16 protein-coding genes and 5 tRNA genes are annotated in these 17034 nt (G+C 34.2%); all 21 read left to right on the forward strand.

Annotated features, from left to right (window positions below; translation table 11 throughout):
- Positions 1–64: 64 nt before the first annotated feature.
- The 21 genes from SJY34_RS16775 to rpoB all read left to right on the forward strand — a co-directional run bounded on the left by SJY34_RS16775 (position 65) and on the right by rpoB (position 17008).
- Positions 65–1336 (forward strand): DUF2851 family protein, encoded by a 1272-nt coding sequence (locus SJY34_RS16775; protein ID WP_400077675.1) that lies wholly within the window; start codon positions 65–67, stop codon positions 1334–1336.
- 104 nt (positions 1337–1440) lie between these two features.
- Positions 1441–1668, forward strand: coding sequence for a PspC domain-containing protein (locus SJY34_RS16780; protein ID WP_185788490.1), 228 nt, complete (start codon positions 1441–1443; stop codon positions 1666–1668).
- A 1-nt stretch (position 1669) separates the two neighbouring features.
- Complete coding sequence (locus tag SJY34_RS16785; RefSeq protein ID WP_400077677.1) at positions 1670–2692, forward strand: potassium channel family protein; 1023 nt, start codon at positions 1670–1672, stop codon at positions 2690–2692.
- 95 nt (positions 2693–2787) lie between these two features.
- Positions 2788–4410, forward strand: coding sequence for an alanine/glycine:cation symporter family protein (locus SJY34_RS16790; RefSeq protein WP_400077679.1), 1623 nt, complete (start codon positions 2788–2790; stop codon positions 4408–4410).
- A 15-nt stretch (positions 4411–4425) separates the two neighbouring features.
- A complete protein-coding gene (locus tag SJY34_RS16795; protein ID WP_400077681.1) occupies positions 4426–5301 on the forward strand; it encodes a ComEA family DNA-binding protein in 876 nt (291 codons plus the stop codon).
- Positions 5302–5314: 13 nt separating this feature from the next.
- Entirely contained in the window at positions 5315–6481 is a 1167-nt protein-coding gene (locus SJY34_RS16800; protein ID WP_400077682.1) for an acyl-CoA dehydrogenase family protein, read from the forward strand.
- A gap of 114 nt (positions 6482–6595) precedes the next feature.
- A complete protein-coding gene (locus tag SJY34_RS16805; RefSeq protein ID WP_400081426.1) occupies positions 6596–7486 on the forward strand; it encodes a tyrosine-type recombinase/integrase in 891 nt (296 codons plus the stop codon).
- 74 nt (positions 7487–7560) lie between these two features.
- Complete coding sequence (hpf, locus tag SJY34_RS16810) at positions 7561–7866, forward strand: ribosome hibernation-promoting factor, HPF/YfiA family (protein WP_400077684.1); 306 nt, start codon at positions 7561–7563, stop codon at positions 7864–7866.
- Between the two features lie 110 nt (positions 7867–7976).
- Positions 7977–8050: transfer RNA gene (locus tag SJY34_RS16815), tRNA-Thr, on the forward strand.
- 58 nt (positions 8051–8108) lie between these two features.
- A tRNA-Tyr gene (locus SJY34_RS16820) sits at positions 8109–8191 on the forward strand.
- 244 nt (positions 8192–8435) lie between these two features.
- Positions 8436–8508, forward strand: a tRNA-Gly gene (locus SJY34_RS16825).
- Positions 8509–8568: 60 nt separating this feature from the next.
- Positions 8569–8640 (forward strand) — tRNA-Thr (locus tag SJY34_RS16830).
- Positions 8641–8708: 68 nt separating this feature from the next.
- Positions 8709–9896 carry an elongation factor Tu gene (gene tuf, locus SJY34_RS16835; protein WP_400077686.1) on the forward strand — a complete coding sequence of 396 codons (1188 nt, stop codon included), beginning with the start codon at positions 8709–8711 and terminating at the stop codon, positions 9894–9896.
- A gap of 115 nt (positions 9897–10011) precedes the next feature.
- Positions 10012–10084, forward strand: a tRNA-Trp gene (locus tag SJY34_RS16840).
- Between the two features lie 48 nt (positions 10085–10132).
- The gene (gene secE / locus SJY34_RS16845) at positions 10133–10327 is read left to right on the forward strand and encodes a preprotein translocase subunit SecE (protein WP_400077688.1); all 195 of its coding nucleotides are present in this window, start codon (positions 10133–10135) and stop codon (positions 10325–10327) included.
- A gap of 14 nt (positions 10328–10341) precedes the next feature.
- Complete coding sequence (gene nusG / locus SJY34_RS16850) at positions 10342–10887, forward strand: transcription termination/antitermination protein NusG (RefSeq protein ID WP_400077690.1); 546 nt, start codon at positions 10342–10344, stop codon at positions 10885–10887.
- Between the two features lie 68 nt (positions 10888–10955).
- On the forward strand, positions 10956–11396 hold the full coding sequence (gene rplK, locus SJY34_RS16855) for a 50S ribosomal protein L11 (protein ID WP_299118606.1): 441 nt from the start codon (positions 10956–10958) through the stop codon (positions 11394–11396).
- Positions 11397–11406: 10 nt separating this feature from the next.
- Complete coding sequence (gene rplA / locus SJY34_RS16860) at positions 11407–12096, forward strand: 50S ribosomal protein L1 (RefSeq protein ID WP_400077692.1); 690 nt, start codon at positions 11407–11409, stop codon at positions 12094–12096.
- A gap of 19 nt (positions 12097–12115) precedes the next feature.
- Positions 12116–12637 (forward strand): 50S ribosomal protein L10, encoded by a 522-nt coding sequence (gene rplJ, locus SJY34_RS16865; protein ID WP_400077694.1) that lies wholly within the window; start codon positions 12116–12118, stop codon positions 12635–12637.
- Between the two features lie 52 nt (positions 12638–12689).
- Complete coding sequence (rplL, locus tag SJY34_RS16870; protein ID WP_299118600.1) at positions 12690–13064, forward strand: 50S ribosomal protein L7/L12; 375 nt, start codon at positions 12690–12692, stop codon at positions 13062–13064.
- Between the two features lie 131 nt (positions 13065–13195).
- Positions 13196–17008 carry a DNA-directed RNA polymerase subunit beta gene (gene rpoB / locus SJY34_RS16875; protein ID WP_400077696.1) on the forward strand — a complete coding sequence of 1271 codons (3813 nt, stop codon included), beginning with the start codon at positions 13196–13198 and terminating at the stop codon, positions 17006–17008.
- Positions 17009–17034 lie beyond the last annotated feature (26 nt).

The raw sequence follows: 17034 nt of genomic DNA on the forward strand, positions 1-17034 counted from the left end.
GTAGAACTACGTATTTTTTAGAAAATTTAATGACTTTATAAACTAAGATTTCTATTTTAGAAGCATGCAAGAAGACTTCCTTCATTATATATGGAAACACAAAGCGTTTGACGCTTTTAATTTAAAAACAACAAAAGGAGAATCCGTAACTATCAGTCAACTTGGCCAACATAATCATAATGCTGGTCCAGATTTTTTTAATGCTCAATTAAATATTGATGGTCAGTTATGGGCAGGTAACGTTGAGATACATATAAAATCTTCGGATTGGTATGTGCATAATCATGAGATTGATAAAGCATACGATAATGTAATCCTTCACGTTGTTTGGGAGCATGATACCGAAATCTTTAGAAAGGATAATACTGAAATTTCAACTTTAGAATTAAAACATTACATCGATAAGGGATTGATTGATAATTATCAAAAACTGATGTCATCCAAATCTTGGATTAATTGTGAAGCTAGTTTCTCTGAGGTTGATGATTTTCTATTGAATAATTGGTTAGAACGTCTCTATATTGAACGTTTAGAGCGAAAATCTGAGGATATTCTTGAATTGTTAAAAGCCTCTAACAACAATTGGGAAGCCGTTTTGTTTAAAATGCTGACTAAGAATTTTGGACTTAAAGTTAATGGAGAACCTTTTTTAAGTTTGGCCAATTCGTTCGATTTTTCAATAGTAAGAAAACTACAAAATGATACTTTAGCTTTGGAAGCTTTATTTTTTGGTCAAGCAGGTTTACTCAAGGACGATGTGCAAGAAGTATATTATTTAAAGCTTCAAGAAAAATATCAATTTTTAAAACAAAAATTTAAACTGAATAATCAAGGAGTATTACCAATGCAGTTTTTTAGGTTACGACCACCAAATTTCCCAACTATCCGATTATCTCAATTAGCAAACCTATACCATAGACGCATTAATTTATTCTCCGAGGTTATTACCTCTACTTCTAAAGAAGAGGTTTATAAAACATTCAATATAGAAACATCTGAGTTCTGGAAATCTCATTTTACGTTTTCAAAATCATCAAAGGCTTCTAAAAAAGCATTATCTAAATCGTTCATAGATTTATTGATTATAAATACCATAATTCCTTTACAATTCAGCTATGCTAAATCTCAAGGTAAAACTATTGAAGATCATATATTTAATTTTATAAAACAATTAAGTGTTGAGAAGAATAGCATCGTTACTAAATTTTTAGATTTAAAGCCGATTAAAAAGCAAGCACTATCATCTCAGGCGCTTTTGCAATTGAAACAAAATTATTGTGATAAAAATAAATGCTTACAATGTGCAGTAGGCAATAGCTTGATAGTTAAAAAATAAGTAAATTGCATCATGAAATGAGCCATGGTACATTAAGTTAATTTTAACCCAAAGATTAATTGCCGAATGCCATCTAACGATTAAAAAACAATAGTTATTAATAGATGAATTTGTTCTACACGCTTTTACTATATTTTCAAAAACGAGGTTACTACGTTTGTCAACGTATCGCAGATCGTTTGGGCATTAGAGCTAAAATTGTAAGAACATCATTTATGTATCTCACATTTGTAACTGTAGGTTTTGGTTTTGCACTATATTTGTTTTTAGCATTTTGGATGCGAATAAAGGATATTATATACACCAAGCGCTCTTCGGTTTTCGATTTATAGTATGAATAATCCGCTTTTAAGACTTTATAGATCTAAGATTTACGCAGCAATAGTTATGCTTGTATTACTGTTGTGTGTAGGAGTTTTAGGTTACATGTTCGTCTCAGGGTATACATTTGTAGATGCCTTATACATGACTGTCATAACAGTTACCACTGTAGGTTTCGCTGAAGTAAATCCGTTAGATACACCATCTAAAGTCTTTACAATTTTTTTAATATTAGCTAGTGTAGTTATTGTGGGTTATGCCATATCCATAATCACAGAATATATATTAAGTAGAAGTAATTTTGAAGATATAAAACAACGAAAAATGCAGAAGAAAATTGATGCCATGTCTAATCACATCATCATTTGTGGATTTGGACGTAATGGAAAGCAAGCCGCCAAAAAACTATTGGCATACAAAAAGCCATTTGTAATTATAGAGCGAGACAAAGAGATTATTGAAAGATTCCAAGACGATGATATTCCTTTTGTATGTGGAAACGCAAATGAAGATGAAACACTTTATGAAGCAGGTATTGAAAAAGCGAATACATTAATTTCGGCTTTACCAAGTGATGCCGATAATTTGTTTGTAGTACTATCTGCAAGACAGATTAATAAGAAAATGACAATTATTAGCAGAGCGTCCCAAGAAACTTCATATAATAAGCTAAAGTTAGCTGGTGCAAATAATGTGATTTTACCAGACAGGATTGGTGGTGATCATATGGCGTCTTTAGTTGTAATTCCAGATTTAATAGAGTTTATCGATAATTTGGGAATAGTTGGAGAACGTAATATTAATGTAGAAGAAGTTAAAGTAGAACAATTGTATGATACCAAAGTAGTTAAGACTATTAGAGAGTTAGATCTGAGAAAAAAAACAGGCTGCTCTGTCATTGGATTTAAGGATGAAAATGGAGAATACTTGGTTAATCCTGAAGCAGAAACAAAATTGGTTCCTGGATCAAAAATTATTGTACTAGGGCGACCAGAACAAATTCATAAGCTAAATTCTGAGTATGATATTGGCTAGGTTCCGAACCCATTTTAACGTTACTAACTTTAAAAACTCATTTTTTTTTAGCATCTTGTCCCTTTCAAACCAAAAACTAACTAATAACTACACTCATGAAGAAATATCTTCTATCAATTATTGCATTAATATTACCATTATTCAACTTTGCTCAAGAGGCAGAACAAGGACTTGATCAAAAAATTGACGAAGCATTTCAGCCAGTAGCGGATGGATTCTTTGATGCAATTTTCTTTCCAATATATAAAAGTGAAACAATGGAAATTCCATTTGTTTTAGTTTTATTAGTTGGTAGTGCATTATTTTTTACGCTCTACTTTAAATTTCCAAATATTAGATTTTTTGGTAAAGCAATAAATGTAGTTAGAGGAAAGTATGACGATATAGATCATGCTGTAGTAGAACCAGCATATGGTGATGTAACACCAGGTGGTGATTCGATAGAGACGATAAGAGACGAGAGTGAAGAGGGTGAAGTAAGTCATTTTCAGGCTTTAGCTACAGCCGTTTCAGGTACCGTTGGTAATGGTAATATTGCAGGTGTAGCTTTAGCTATTGCTTTAGGTGGACCTGGAGCAACATTTTGGATGATTGTTTGTGGATTACTTGGTATGTCAACAAAATTTGTGGAATGTACTTTAGGTGTACAATTTAGAGATGTTGGTGAAGACGGTGTAGTGTATGGTGGTCCAATGTATTATATAAGTAAAGGTTTAAAGTCTAAAGGGTTTAAAACACTAGGCAAGGTTGCTGCTGCAATTTTTGCCGTATTCTGTATAGGTGGTTCTTTTGGTGGAGGTAATGCCGCTCAATCTAATCAGGCAACAATCGTTATTAAAGAGTTATTTAATTGGGAAAGTACAGCTGCTGGTGCAATTGTTGGTTTAGTTTTAGCAGTTTTAGTTGGAATTATAATTATTGGAGGAATTAGACGTATAGCTCAAGTGACTGAGAAAGTTGTACCATTTATGGCTGTTATGTATGTAGCGGCATGTTTGTACATCATCCTAAGTAATTTTAGTCTAATTGATGATGCTGTAGGTTTAATAGTTAAAGAAGCTTTTAATCCAACAGCATTTGGAGTTGGTGGATTGATAGGTGTTTTGTTAGTTGGATTTCAAAGAGCAGCTTTTTCAAATGAAGCTGGTGCAGGTTCTGCATCAATCGCACACTCAGCAGTAAAAACAAAATACTCTGCATCAGAAGGCTTAGTTGCATTATTAGAACCGTTTATCGATACGGTATTAATTTGTACAATGACTGCTTTAGTTATTGTGATTTTTAATTTCGGAGGTTTCTTCGAATATGGTGGTGATGGATCAGGTGTCGTTTTTATTGATGGTGTTGGGTATGAAGGAGCTGGCATAACTTCTAAAGCATTTGCAGAATATATTCCTTATTCTAATATATTCTTAACTGTTGCTGTTGTATTGTTTGCTGTTTCTACTATGATTTCATGGTCATACTATGGTTTACAGTCCTGGAAATTCTTATTCGGAAGAGGTAAGACAGCAGACATGGTTTATAAAATATTATTCTTAATTTTTGTAGTAATTGGAGCAGCTGCAAGTATGGGCTCAATATGGAAGTTCTCTGATGCAATGATATTTGCGATGATTTTTCCTAATATGGTTGGTTTATTCTTTCTATTTCCAATTGTTAAAAAACAATTGATGAGGTACCTCGATGCTATAAAAGAAAATAAGGCTAAAGCATAAAATAGATTATACAATATGAAATCCCACTTCCAGTTTTCCAATAAACAACGAAGTGGGATTTTTTTATTAATACTAATTATAGTTCTTGTTCAATGTGTATATGCTTTTGTTGATTTTTCAAAAGATGAATTACCCTCAGATACAAAACAGATTGAAACTTTTAGAGCTGAATTGGATTCTTTAAGGGTAGTTGAGCTAGAAAATTCTAAACCTAAAATTTATCCTTTTAACCCAAATTATATAACAGATTATAAAGGGTATACTTTAGGAATGTCTAACGAAGAAATTGATAGACTTCACCAATTTAGAGCGACTAATAAATGGGTGAACTCAGCAAAGGAATTTCAACAGATTACCAAAGTTTCAGATTCAGTGTTAAATAAAATTTCACCATACTTTAAATTTCCAGATTGGGTAACAAACCCAAAGCCAAAAACAAATTCGTATAATGGTAATTATTCAAACAATACTAATCCAAAGACGTATGCTCAAAAAATAGATTTAAATAAAGCTTCAGCTGCACAATTACAAAAAGTCTATGGAGTGGGTGAAAAGCTTTCTGAACGTATCATTAAGTATCGAAATAAATTTAAAGGTGGTTTTATTGCAGATGCAGAGATTTCTGAAATTTGGGGCTTAGCTCCTGAAGTTATTGAGCGCATTAAAAATGATTTCACGGTTAAAACACCAAGAGCGATAACAAAGTTTAATCTTAATACAGCAACAAGAGATGAGTTGGTAACAATTCAATATATAGATTACGAAGTTGCCAACAATATTATTGAAGAACGGACACTCAGAGATGGCTTTAAATCTTTAGAAGAATTAACAAAAGTTGAAGATTTTCCTGTAAAGAAAATAGAGATAATTAAGTTATATTTGCACCTGTAAAAAATAACAATACATGTCTAATTTATATTTCACAGAAGAGCATAACCTATTTAGAGAAAGTCTTAGAGATTTTTTAAAGAAAGAAGTAGTGCCACATATTGAAAAATGGGAAGAAACAGGTAACATAGAACGCTTCATTTGGAAGAAGTTTGGTGATATGGGCTACTTTGGTTTGGCAACACCTGAAGCTTATGGTGGATTAGATTTAGATTTATTTTACACCGTTATTTTACTGGAGGAAATGCAGAGGATTAATTCTGGTGGTTTTGCTGCAGCTATTTGGGCTCATGCCTATTTAGCCATGACGCACCTGAACAAAGAAGGAAATCATGAGCAGAAAGAAAAATATTTAATACCAAGTGCATTAGGTGATGCGATAGGTTGTCTCTGTATCACTGAACCTTTTGGCGGAAGTGATGTCGCTGGTATGAGAACTACAGCAGTTAAGAAAGGAGATACATATGTAGTTAATGGCTCTAAAACTTTTATAACTAATGGTGTTTATAGTGATTATTTGGTTGTAGCAGCCAAAACAAATCCAGAGCTTGGAAATAAAGGCATCAGTATATTTGTAATGGATAGGGATACACCTGGAATTTCGGCAACAAAATTAGATAAGTTAGGTTGGAGAGCTTCGGATACTGGTGAAATTGCCTTTGATAATGTTGTGATTCCCGCTTCAAACTTAATGGGTGAAGAAAATCAAGGCTTTCCTTATATAATGCAACATTTTGCGTTAGAACGTTTAATCATGGGAATTAATGCACACGCTAGAGCAGAATATGCTTTAGAATACGCCAAACAATACATGTCCGAAAGAACTGCTTTTGGAAGAACCATAGATAAATTTCAAGCCTTAAGGCACACTTATGTAGATTGTGAAACGCAGATGGAGATTTGTAAGCAATTTAACTATTATGTAGCAAAACGCTTAGATATGGGAGACTATGTAGTTAAAGAAGCTACAATGTCTAAGCTACAATCTACAAAAATGGCAGATGATGTTATTTATCAATGTCTTCAATTTCTAGGTGGTTATGGCTACATGGAGGAATATCCTTTAGCTCGTATGGCAAGAGATAGTCGTTTAGGGCCAATTGGTGGTGGTACATCTGAGATACTCAAAGAAATAATTGCAAAAATGGTGATTGATAATAAGGATTACAAACCAGCAACTTGATACTGTAATCGAAATAATAAAATATATAATCCTGCCATAGTGCAGGATTTTTTATTTAAAACTCAATAATACTAATGACAAATGGTTATATTTAAATTCATCCAAATTGCAGATATGAGTTTAGAAGCATTTTCAGATTATCTCTTTTTAGAAAAGAAGTATTCTAAACATACGGTTTTAGCGTACATAAGTGATATTGAAGTATTTCAAGATTTTTTAAATGAAAATCATAGTTCTGAAACTATTTCAAAAGCGGGATATTCGGAAATTAGACAATGGATAGTTGAGTTAGTAAATAGTGGTATTTCAAATAGAACGATTAATAGAAAGGTGTCATCACTCAATTCCTATTATAAATTCCTTTTAAAAACACAGACAATTAAAGTTAATCCATTAAAAAAACACAAAGCCTTAAAAGTAGGCAAGAAAGTACAGTTGCCATTTTCAGAACAAGAACTAAGAACGGTGTTAGAATCTGCAATTGAAATTGTTGATTTTGAAACTTCAAGAAATCAATTAATTATAGAGCTTTTTTATGCAACAGGAATAAGGCGTATAGAACTGGTAAATATAAAAGTATCAGATATAGATTTCAATAATAAACAATTAAAGGTTTTAGGAAAACGTAACAAAGAACGCTATATACCATTAATAGAATCTTTGTTAAACTCCCTGAATAGGTATTTAGAATACAGATCGAAATTGCCAGTAATAGAAGATAAGGATATGTTATTTTTGACCCAAAAGGGTCTTAAAATTTACGAAAAGCTTGTTTACAGAATAATAAATAAGTATTTTAGTAAAGCATCTTCAAAAGCCAAATGTAGTCCGCACGTATTAAGGCACTCATTTGCGACACACTTGTTAAACCAAGGTGCAGATTTAAATGCAGTAAAAGAACTTCTTGGACATACTAGTTTGGCTGCAACGCAAGTTTACACCCACAACAGTATAGCAGAATTAAAGAAAGTGTATGCCAAATCACATCCAAGGAACTTACGTTAAGTATTGCTTAACAATAATAAATTAGTGCTAGACTTATAGTTTTTAGTGCACATGTTTAACTTAAAAGGAAATATATGAAAGTAAACACTCAATCCGTAAATTTTACAGCAGATGGTAAACTGATAGATTTTATTCAGAAGCGAATGGATAAATTAGATATGTACTATGACAAAATAATTCAATCCGATGTGTATTTAAAAGTTGAAAACACAAGTGATAAAGCGAATAAAATTTTTGAAGCAAAAGTGACTGTACCAGGAGATAGTTTTGTGGTAAAAAAGCAATGTAAATCATTTGAAGAAGGCACTGATTCTGCAATTGCTTCATTAGAAAGACAATTAAAAAAACGAAAAGAGAAATTAAGAGCAAAAGTTAGATAAAAATTTTTCAAAAATGTTTTGAATAAATAAATAAAACACTACATTTGCAGTCCGTTAGAAATAGCGGGCTTTTTTATGGTCGTTTTTTGATGGTAAAAAAGTAAGAAAAAGCCGATGTAGCTCAGCTGGCTAGAGCAGCTGATTTGTAATCAGCAGGTCGTGGGTTCGAGTCCCTCCATCGGCTCTTTAAGGTTCAATTTTTAGCTTGAAATTTGAACTTTAAATTGAAATATTGATAATTTGGGGAGATACTCAAGCGGCCAACGAGGACAGACTGTAAATCTGTTGGTTTTCACCTTCGCAGGTTCGAATCCTGCTCTCCCCACAAAACATTTTTAATAAGGAGTTGTCAAAAGCTAGCTTTTGTAAAACTGCGTTTCAAAATGTTTTGGATTGGGTCACCAATTCAGGATCACTGAGCAAAGCGAAGTAATCCTCTTTAATAGAAATAAATTTAAATTATAACCGAATATATAGTTTGAATGTTTTGCTAAAGAAGATTTTTCTTAGATAAAGTGGTCCAATTGAAATATTGAAAACCTTTCAAAATTTAGAAATTTTGATAAAAAGCGAGAGTAGCTCAGTTGGTAGAGCGTCAGCCTTCCAAGCTGAATGTCGCCGGTTCGAACCCGGTCTCTCGCTCTAATATTTCCTGCGAAGGCAGGAATCTCATTATGAATAATGAGGATGTAAACACTTTACGCCGGTGTAGCTCAGGGGTAGAGCGTTTCCTTGGTAAGGAAGAGGTCACGAGTTCAAATCTCGTCATTGGCTCTTTTTTCTAAGTAAATTAGAATTAACAATTGAACACTAATAATAATTAAGATAAAAATAAATTAAACATGGCAAAGGCAACTTTCGATCGTTCAAAACCACACTTAAATATTGGTACTATTGGACACGTAGATCACGGTAAAACAACTTTAACTGCTGCTATTACTAAAGTATTAGCTGATGCAGGTTTATCTGAAGCAAGATCATTTGATCAAATTGATAATGCACCAGAAGAAAAAGAAAGAGGTATAACAATTAATACTTCTCACGTAGAATATGCAACAGCTAATCGTCACTACGCTCACGTTGACTGTCCAGGTCACGCGGATTACGTAAAGAACATGGTTACTGGTGCTGCTCAAATGGATGGTGCTATCTTAGTTGTTGCTGCAACAGATGGTCCAATGCCACAAACTCGTGAGCATATCTTACTTGGTCGTCAGGTAGGTATTCCTCGTATCGTTGTATTCATGAATAAAGTGGATATGGTAGATGATGAAGAGTTATTAGAATTAGTAGAAATGGAAATCAGAGATTTATTATCATTCTATGAGTATGATGGTGATAATGGTCCTGTAGTAGCAGGTTCTGCTTTAGGTGCGCTTAACGGTGAGCAAAAGTGGGTTGATACTGTAATGGAATTAATGAAGCAAGTAGATGAGTGGATTGAAGAGCCAGTTCGTGATATGGACAAGCCTTTCTTAATGCCTATAGAAGATGTATTCTCTATTACAGGTCGTGGTACTGTAGCAACTGGTCGTATTGAGACAGGTGTTGCTAATACTGGAGATCCTGTTGAGATTATCGGAATGGGTGCTGAGAAATTAACATCTACAATTACTGGTATCGAAATGTTCCGTCAAATATTAGATAGAGGTGAAGCTGGTGATAATGCTGGTATCTTATTAAGAGGTATTGAGAAAACTCAAATCTCTAGAGGTATGGTAATTACTAAGCCGGGTTCTGTAACACCACACGCTAAGTTTAAAGCAGAGGTTTATATCCTTAAGAAAGAAGAAGGTGGACGTCACACTCCATTCCATAACAACTACCGTCCACAGTTTTACGTTCGTACAACTGATGTAACTGGAAACATTGCGCTTCCTGATGGTGTTGAAATGGTTATGCCTGGAGATAACTTAACAATTTCTGTTGATTTAATTCAACCAATTGCAATGAACGTAGGTTTACGTTTCGCTATCCGTGAAGGTGGTAGAACGGTTGGTGCAGGTCAGGTAACTGAAATTTTAGACTAAACAATACAGTTAAATTAATAGTTAAGGTGTCTCGATATTTCGGGACGCCTTGATTATTGTTTACGGGTTAGCTCATCCCGATACGAAAAATCGGAAGTAAGAGTGAAGCTCAAATACGGGTTTAGCTCAGTTGGTAGAGCACTGGTCTCCAAAACCAGGTGTCGGGAGTTCGAGTCTCTCAACCCGTGCAATAATATAGATGGATTAAATTTTTAATCCTAAACAAAATAAATCAAATGGCAGGAATAGTCACATATATAAAAGAATCGTTTGAAGAGTTAAAGAATAATGTGTCATGGACACCATGGCCAGAAGCTCAAAGACTTACAGTTATTGTTGCTGTATTTTCAATTATATTTTCTTTAGCTATTTGGGGTGTAGATACAGTTTTTAGTAGAGCAGTAAAAGCTTATTTTGGATTTATTAATTAACAACAAATAAGATTATGGCAGAGAAAAAATGGTATGTTGTTAGAGCGGTAAGCGGTCAAGAAAATAAAATCAAGACTTATATTGAAAATGAAATTTCAAGATTAGGTTTAGAAGATTTTGTTGATCAAGTTTTAGTACCTACAGAAAAAGTAATTCAAATACGTAACGGAAAGAAAATAAACAAAGAGAAGGTTTATTTTCCGGGTTATATTATGATTCAAGCCAATTTAAGTGGTGAGATTCCTCATATAATTAAATCTATTACCAATGTAATTGGATTTTTAGGCGAAACAAAAGGTGGTGATCCTGTACCATTAAGACAATCTGAAGTAAACAGAATGTTAGGTAAAGTAGATGAACTAGCAATTGAGGCAGATGCAAATGTAGCTATACCATTTACTAAAGGAGAAACTGTAAAAGTTATTGATGGACCATTCAATGGTTTTGATGGTACTATTGAAAAGATAAATGAAGAAAAGCGTAAGCTAGAAGTAATGGTTAAAATTTTCGGAAGAAAAACACCATTAGAGTTAAGCTATATGCAAGTAGAAAAAGTTTAATAATTGTTACAATAAAGATAGCGTACCATCTATGCTTCCATAATAGATAGTCGCACAAACATTAAGAAATGGCAAAAGAAATAGACAAAGTAGTTAAGCTACAAGTTCGGGGAGGTGCTGCGAATCCATCGCCACCGGTAGGACCCGCTTTAGGTGCCGCTGGAGTTAATATCATGGAGTTCTGTAAGCAGTTTAATGCTAGAACTCAGGATAGACCAGGTAAAGTTTTACCTGTGGTAATCTCTGTTTATAAAGACAAATCATTTGACTTTATCATCAAGACTCCACCAGCAGCAGTACAATTATTAGAAGCGGCCAAAGTAAAGAAAGGATCTGGAGAACCTAACCGACGTAAAGTAGCAAAAGTAACCTGGGATCAGGTTAAAGCGATTGCTGAAGACAAAATGGTAGATTTAAATGCCTTTGAAATCGGATCAGCTATGAAAATGGTTGCCGGTACAGCAAGATCGATGGGTATCACTGTTAAAGGAGGTGAAGCTCCGAACTAAATTTTTAGAAATGGCAAGATTAACAAAGAAAAGAAAAGAGGCACAAGCAAAGGTAGATTCTAATAAAATTTACTCTTTAGAAGAAGCTTCAGCTTTACTAAAAGAAATTACATATACAAAATTTGATGCTTCAGTAGATTTAGCAATCAGATTGGGTGTAGATCCGCGAAAAGCCAATCAAATGGTGCGAGGTGTAGTTTCATTACCACATGGTACAGGTAAAGATATGAAGGTGCTTGCGCTAGTAACTCCAGATAAAGAAGACGAAGCTAAAGCAGCCGGAGCTGATTATGTTGGGTTAGATGAATACTTACAAAAGATTAAAGATGGTTGGACAGATGTTGACGTTATCGTTACTATGCCAAGCGTAATGGGTAAGTTAGGACCGTTAGGTAGAGTATTAGGACCAAGAGGTCTTATGCCAAACCCTAAAACAGGAACAGTAACTATGGATATAGGTAAAGCTGTAAGTGAAGTTAAAGCTGGTAAGATTGACTTTAAAGTAGATAAAACAGGAATTGTTCATGCTCCAATAGGAAAAGCATCGTTCAGTACTGAAAAAATTATTGGGAATGCTCAAGAATTGTTATCTACAATAATGAAATTAAAACCAACATCATCAAAAGGTACATATGTAAAGAGTATTTATATGTCTAGTACCATGAGTCCAAGTATTGCAATTGATACAAAAATAGGATAGTAGTTAAACTTAGAATATTATGACAAGAGAAGAAAAATCCCAAGTAATTGAAGAGTTGACTGCTCAATTGGCAGATAATACAAATATCTATTTAACGGATATTTCTGGATTAGATGCAGCAACAACTTCAAATTTAAGAAGAGCATGTTTTAAGTCTAACATTAAGTTAGCGGTTGTAAAGAATACGCTTTTAGAGAAAGCAATGGAGGCATCGGATAAAGAATTCGGTGAGTTACCAGCGACTCTAAAAGGAAATACATCAGTAATGTATTCTGAAACAGGAAACGCTCCAGCTAAAGTAATTAAAGCATTCCGTAAAAAATCTGAAAAGCCTTTATTAAAAGGGGCTTTCATAGAGGAATCTATATACATTGGAGACGATTTACTTGAAACCTTAGTAGATATTAAGTCTAAAGAAGAACTTCTTGGAGAGATTATTACATTATTACAATCTCCTGCTAAGAATGTTATTTCAGCACTTAAATCGAGCGGTGGAACTATCGCAGGTATTGTAAAAACCTTATCAGAAAGAGAAGGTTAGATTAACACATTAGAAAAATAAATTATAACACACATTATTAAACAATAGAAAAATGGCAGATTTAAAAGATTTCGCAGAACAATTAGTTAACCTAACTGTAAAAGAGGTTAATGACTTAGCAACTATATTAAAAGATGAGTACGGTATTGAGCCGGCTGCTGCTGCTGTTGCAGTTGCTGCAGGTGGTGCTGGTGGTGGCGAAGCCGCTGAAGAAAAATCAGAATTTGATGTAATTTTAACAGCAGCTGGTGGTTCTAAATTAGCGGTTGTAAAATTAGTTAAGGAATTAACTGGTTTAGGTTTAAAAGATGCTAAAGGTTTAGTTGACGATGCACCAAGCCCAATTAAGGAAGGTGTTGCAAAAGACGAAGCTGAAGCATTGAAAGCTCAGTTAGAAGAGGCTGGAGCTGAGGTTGAGCTTAAGTAAGCTTACCTTAACCTACAATATACGGTTTAGGTTTGTCTCGTAATTTTTTGCGAGATAAGACCTAAACCCTTTTGTGTATATAAGCGTTATATACATTATTTAGTTTTTATTTATTAAAATCTCGTTCATCAATGTTAGCAAAAAAGGCTGAAAGAATTAATTTCTCTTCTATTGTAAATAGAACAGATTACCCAGACTTTTTGGATATTCAAATAAAATCATTCCAAGATTTTTTCCAATTAGAAACAAAGTCAGAAGAAAGAGGTGCTGAAGGGTTATACAACACCTTCATGGAGAACTTCCCAATTACAGACACACGTAATCAATTCGTACTAGAATTTTTAGATTACTTTATTGATCCACCTAGATATTCTATAGAAGAATGTATAGAAAGAGGATTAACTTACAGTGTGCCTTTAAAAGCAAGATTGAAACTGTATTGTACAGATCCTGAACATGAGGATTTTGAAACAATCGTTCAAGATGTGTATTTAGGTACAATACCTTACATGACGCCTAGTGGTACATTTTGTATCAATGGAGCGGAGCGTGTAGTAGTATCTCAATTGCACAGATCACCTGGTGTATTTTTTAGCCAGTCGTTTCATGCAAACGGAACAAAATTGTATTCTGCAAGAGTAATTCCTTTTAAAGGATCTTGGATAGAATTTGCCACAGATATCAATAGTGTAATGTATGCATATATTGATAGAAAGAAAAAATTACCAGTTACTACGCTTTTCCGTGCTATTGGATTTGAGCGTGATAAAGATATTTTAGAAATCTTTGATCTTGCAGAAGAAGTAAAAGTTTCTAAATCTGGATTAAAGAAAGTTATCGGACGTAAACTTGCCGCTCGTGTTCTTAATACTTGGCACGAAGATTTTGTTGATGAGGATACTGGTGAAGTTGTATCTATTGAGCGTAACGAAATTGTATTAGATCGTGACACTATAATAGACAAAGACAATATTGAAGAAATTCTTGAAGCAGAAGTAAAAACTATTCTTTTACATAAAGAAAGTGCACAACAAGGAGATTACGCAATTATTCATAACACATTACAGAAAGATCCAACAAACTCTGAAAAAGAGGCTGTTGAACACATATACCGTCAACTACGTAATGCTGAGCCGCCAGATGAGGAAACAGCACGTGGTATTATTGACAAGTTATTCTTCTCTGACCAACGTTACTCATTAGGTGAAGTAGGTCGTTACAGAATGAACAAGAAATTACAGTTAGATATCGGAATGGATAAGCAAGTACTTACCAAAGAAGATATCATAACGATTATAAAATATTTAATAGAGCTTATCAATTCAAAAGCAGAGATTGATGATATCGATCACCTATCTAACCGTCGTGTACGTACAGTAGGTGAACAGTTATCTTCTCAGTTTGGTGTTGGTTTAGCTCGTATGGCTCGTACGATTCGTGAGCGTATGAATGTACGTGATAACGAAGTATTTACTCCAATTGATTTAATTAACGCTAAGACCTTATCGTCTGTTATTAATTCATTCTTTGGAACGAATCAGCTGTCTCAATTCATGGATCAAACGAATCCTCTTGCAGAGATTACGCACAAGCGTCGTCTTTCAGCATTAGGGCCAGGTGGTTTATCAAGAGAAAGAGCAGGTTTCGAAGTACGTGATGTTCACTATACACACTACGGACGTTTATGTCCTATTGAAACACCAGAAGGACCAAACATTGGTTTAATTTCTTCTTTATCTGTATTTGCTAAAGTGAATTCTATGGGATTCATTGAGACACCATATAGAAAAGTTGAGAACGGAGTTGTAGATATTAAAAATGCACCGACATATCTAAGTGCTGAAGAAGAAGAAGATATGTTAATTGCTCAAGCTACTATCGAAGTAGATGGAAAAGGAAAAATTCTTCCTGAGAAAATTATTTCTCGTCAAGAAGGAGATTTCCCGGTAATTGAGCCATCAAACGTTAATTATACAGATGTTGCACCTAACCAAATTGCATCGATTTCTGCATCATTAATTCCTTTCTTGGAGCATGATGATGCCAACCGTGCATTAATGGGATCTAACATGATGCGTCAGGCTGTACCATTATTACGTCCTGAAGCTCCAATTGTTGGAACAGGTTTAGAGCGTCAAGTAGCATCAGATTCTAGAGTATTAATTAATGCTGAAGGAGCTGGTAAAGTTGAGTATGTTGATGCTGAAAAAATCATCATTAAGTACGAACGTACTGACGAAGAAGCAATGGTGAGTTTCGATAGTGATACTAAAGAATATCCTTTAGTTAAATTTAGAAAAACAAACCAAGGAACTTCTATTAATTTAAAGCCAATCGTTGAGAAAGGTGATAAAGTAGCAAAAGGTCAAGTGCTTTGTGAAGGTTATGCAACTCAAAATGGTGAATTGGCACTGGGTAGAAATATGAAAGTAGCCTTTATGCCTTGGAAAGGGTATAACTTTGAGGATGCGATTGTAATTTCTGAAAAAGTTGTTAGAGAAGATGTATTTACATCTATACATATCGATGAGTACTCATTAGAAGTTAGAGATACAAAATTAGGTAACGAAGAGTTAACTAATGATATTCCTAACGTATCTGAAGAAGCTACTAAGGATTTAGATGAACATGGTATGATCCGTATTGGTGCGGAAATCAAACCAGGTGATATCTTAATTGGTAAGATTACACCAAAAGGTGAGTCTGATCCAACTCCAGAAGAAAAACTTCTTCGTGCAATCTTTGGTGATAAAGCAGGTGATGTTAAAGACGCGTCTCTAAAAGCTTCTCCATCTCTTAATGGTGTTGTAATTGATAAGAAATTATTTGCAAGAGCAGTAAAAGATAAACGTAAGAGAGCACAAGACAAAGAGGATATCGAAAAGCTAGAAGATGTTTATGATAATAGATTCGATGATCTTAAAAACATTGTTGTTGAAAAATTATTCAACATCGTTAATGGTAAGACAGCTCAAGGAATCTATAATGATTTAGGTGAAGAGATTATTCCTAAAGGTAAGAAGTATACCTTAAAAATGTTAAATGCGGTAGATGATTATACACATTTAACTTCAGGTAAATGGACTACTGATGATCATATAAATGAACTTGTTGCAGATTTAATCCATAATTATAAGATTAAGGAAAATGATCTTCAAGGATCATTAAGACGTGAGAAGTTTACGATCTCTGTTGGTGATGAGTTACCAGCAGGTATCATTAAGTTGGCTAAAGTTTATATTGCTAAAAAGCGTAAGCTTAAAGTTGGTGATAAGATGGCAGGTCGTCACGGTAACAAAGGTATTGTTGCTCGTATTGTTCGTCAAGAAGATATGCCTTTCTTAGAAGATGGAACTCCAGTTGATATTGTATTAAATCCACTTGGTGTACCTTCTCGTATGAATATCGGTCAGATTTATGAAACTGTTTTAGGATGGGCTGGTAAAGATTTAGGCAGAACATATGCAACTCCAATTTTTGATGGTGCAACCTTGGATCAAATTAACGAATATACAGATGAAGCTGGTATTCCAAGATTCGGTCATACGTATCTTTATGATGGTGGAACAGGTGATCGTTTCGATCAGCCAGCAACAGTTGGTGTAATCTATATGATTAAACTTGGTCACATGATTGATGATAAAATGCACGCACGTTCTATTGGACCTTACTCATTAATTACGCAACAACCATTAGGTGGTAAAGCACAATTTGGTGGACAACGTTTTGGTGAGATGGAAGTTTGGGCACTTGAGGCTTATGGAGCATCAAGTACTCTACGTGAGATCCTTACTGTAAAATCAGATGATGTTATAGGTAGAGCTAAAACTTACGAGGCAATCGTTAAGGGTGAGCCAATGCCAGAACCAGGACTACCAGAATCGTTCAACGTACTTATGCACGAATTGAAAGGTTTAGGATTAGATATTAGATTAGAAGAATAAATTTATAGTTGACAGTCTCAGTTTAC

The sequence above is a fragment of the Winogradskyella sp. R77965 genome, from assembly GCF_044594915.1.
Classification (GTDB): Bacteria; Bacteroidota; Bacteroidia; order Flavobacteriales; family Flavobacteriaceae; genus Winogradskyella.

Excerpts from the sequence above, each read along its gene's own strand:
- SJY34_RS16775 (WP_400077675.1), top strand. The coding sequence starts at position 65 with ATGCAAGAAGACTTCCTTCATTATATATGGAAACACAAAGCGTTTGAC.
- SJY34_RS16780 (WP_185788490.1), top strand. The coding sequence starts at position 1,441 with ATGAATTTGTTCTACACGCTTTTACTATATTTTCAAAAACGAGGTTAC.
- SJY34_RS16785 (WP_400077677.1), top strand. The coding sequence starts at position 1,670 with ATGAATAATCCGCTTTTAAGACTTTATAGATCTAAGATTTACGCAGCA.
- SJY34_RS16790 (WP_400077679.1), top strand. The coding sequence starts at position 2,788 with ATGAAGAAATATCTTCTATCAATTATTGCATTAATATTACCATTATTC.
- SJY34_RS16795 (WP_400077681.1), top strand. The coding sequence starts at position 4,426 with ATGAAATCCCACTTCCAGTTTTCCAATAAACAACGAAGTGGGATTTTT.
- SJY34_RS16800 (WP_400077682.1), top strand. The coding sequence starts at position 5,315 with ATGTCTAATTTATATTTCACAGAAGAGCATAACCTATTTAGAGAAAGT.
- SJY34_RS16805 (WP_400081426.1), top strand. The coding sequence starts at position 6,596 with ATGAGTTTAGAAGCATTTTCAGATTATCTCTTTTTAGAAAAGAAGTAT.
- hpf (WP_400077684.1), top strand. The coding sequence starts at position 7,561 with ATGAAAGTAAACACTCAATCCGTAAATTTTACAGCAGATGGTAAACTG.
- tuf (WP_400077686.1), top strand. The coding sequence starts at position 8,709 with ATGGCAAAGGCAACTTTCGATCGTTCAAAACCACACTTAAATATTGGT.
- secE (WP_400077688.1), top strand. The coding sequence starts at position 10,133 with ATGGCAGGAATAGTCACATATATAAAAGAATCGTTTGAAGAGTTAAAG.
- nusG (WP_400077690.1), top strand. The coding sequence starts at position 10,342 with ATGGCAGAGAAAAAATGGTATGTTGTTAGAGCGGTAAGCGGTCAAGAA.
- rplK (WP_299118606.1), top strand. The coding sequence starts at position 10,956 with ATGGCAAAAGAAATAGACAAAGTAGTTAAGCTACAAGTTCGGGGAGGT.
- rplA (WP_400077692.1), top strand. The coding sequence starts at position 11,407 with ATGGCAAGATTAACAAAGAAAAGAAAAGAGGCACAAGCAAAGGTAGAT.
- rplJ (WP_400077694.1), top strand. The coding sequence starts at position 12,116 with ATGACAAGAGAAGAAAAATCCCAAGTAATTGAAGAGTTGACTGCTCAA.
- rplL (WP_299118600.1), top strand. The coding sequence starts at position 12,690 with ATGGCAGATTTAAAAGATTTCGCAGAACAATTAGTTAACCTAACTGTA.
- rpoB (WP_400077696.1), top strand. The coding sequence starts at position 13,196 with ATGTTAGCAAAAAAGGCTGAAAGAATTAATTTCTCTTCTATTGTAAAT.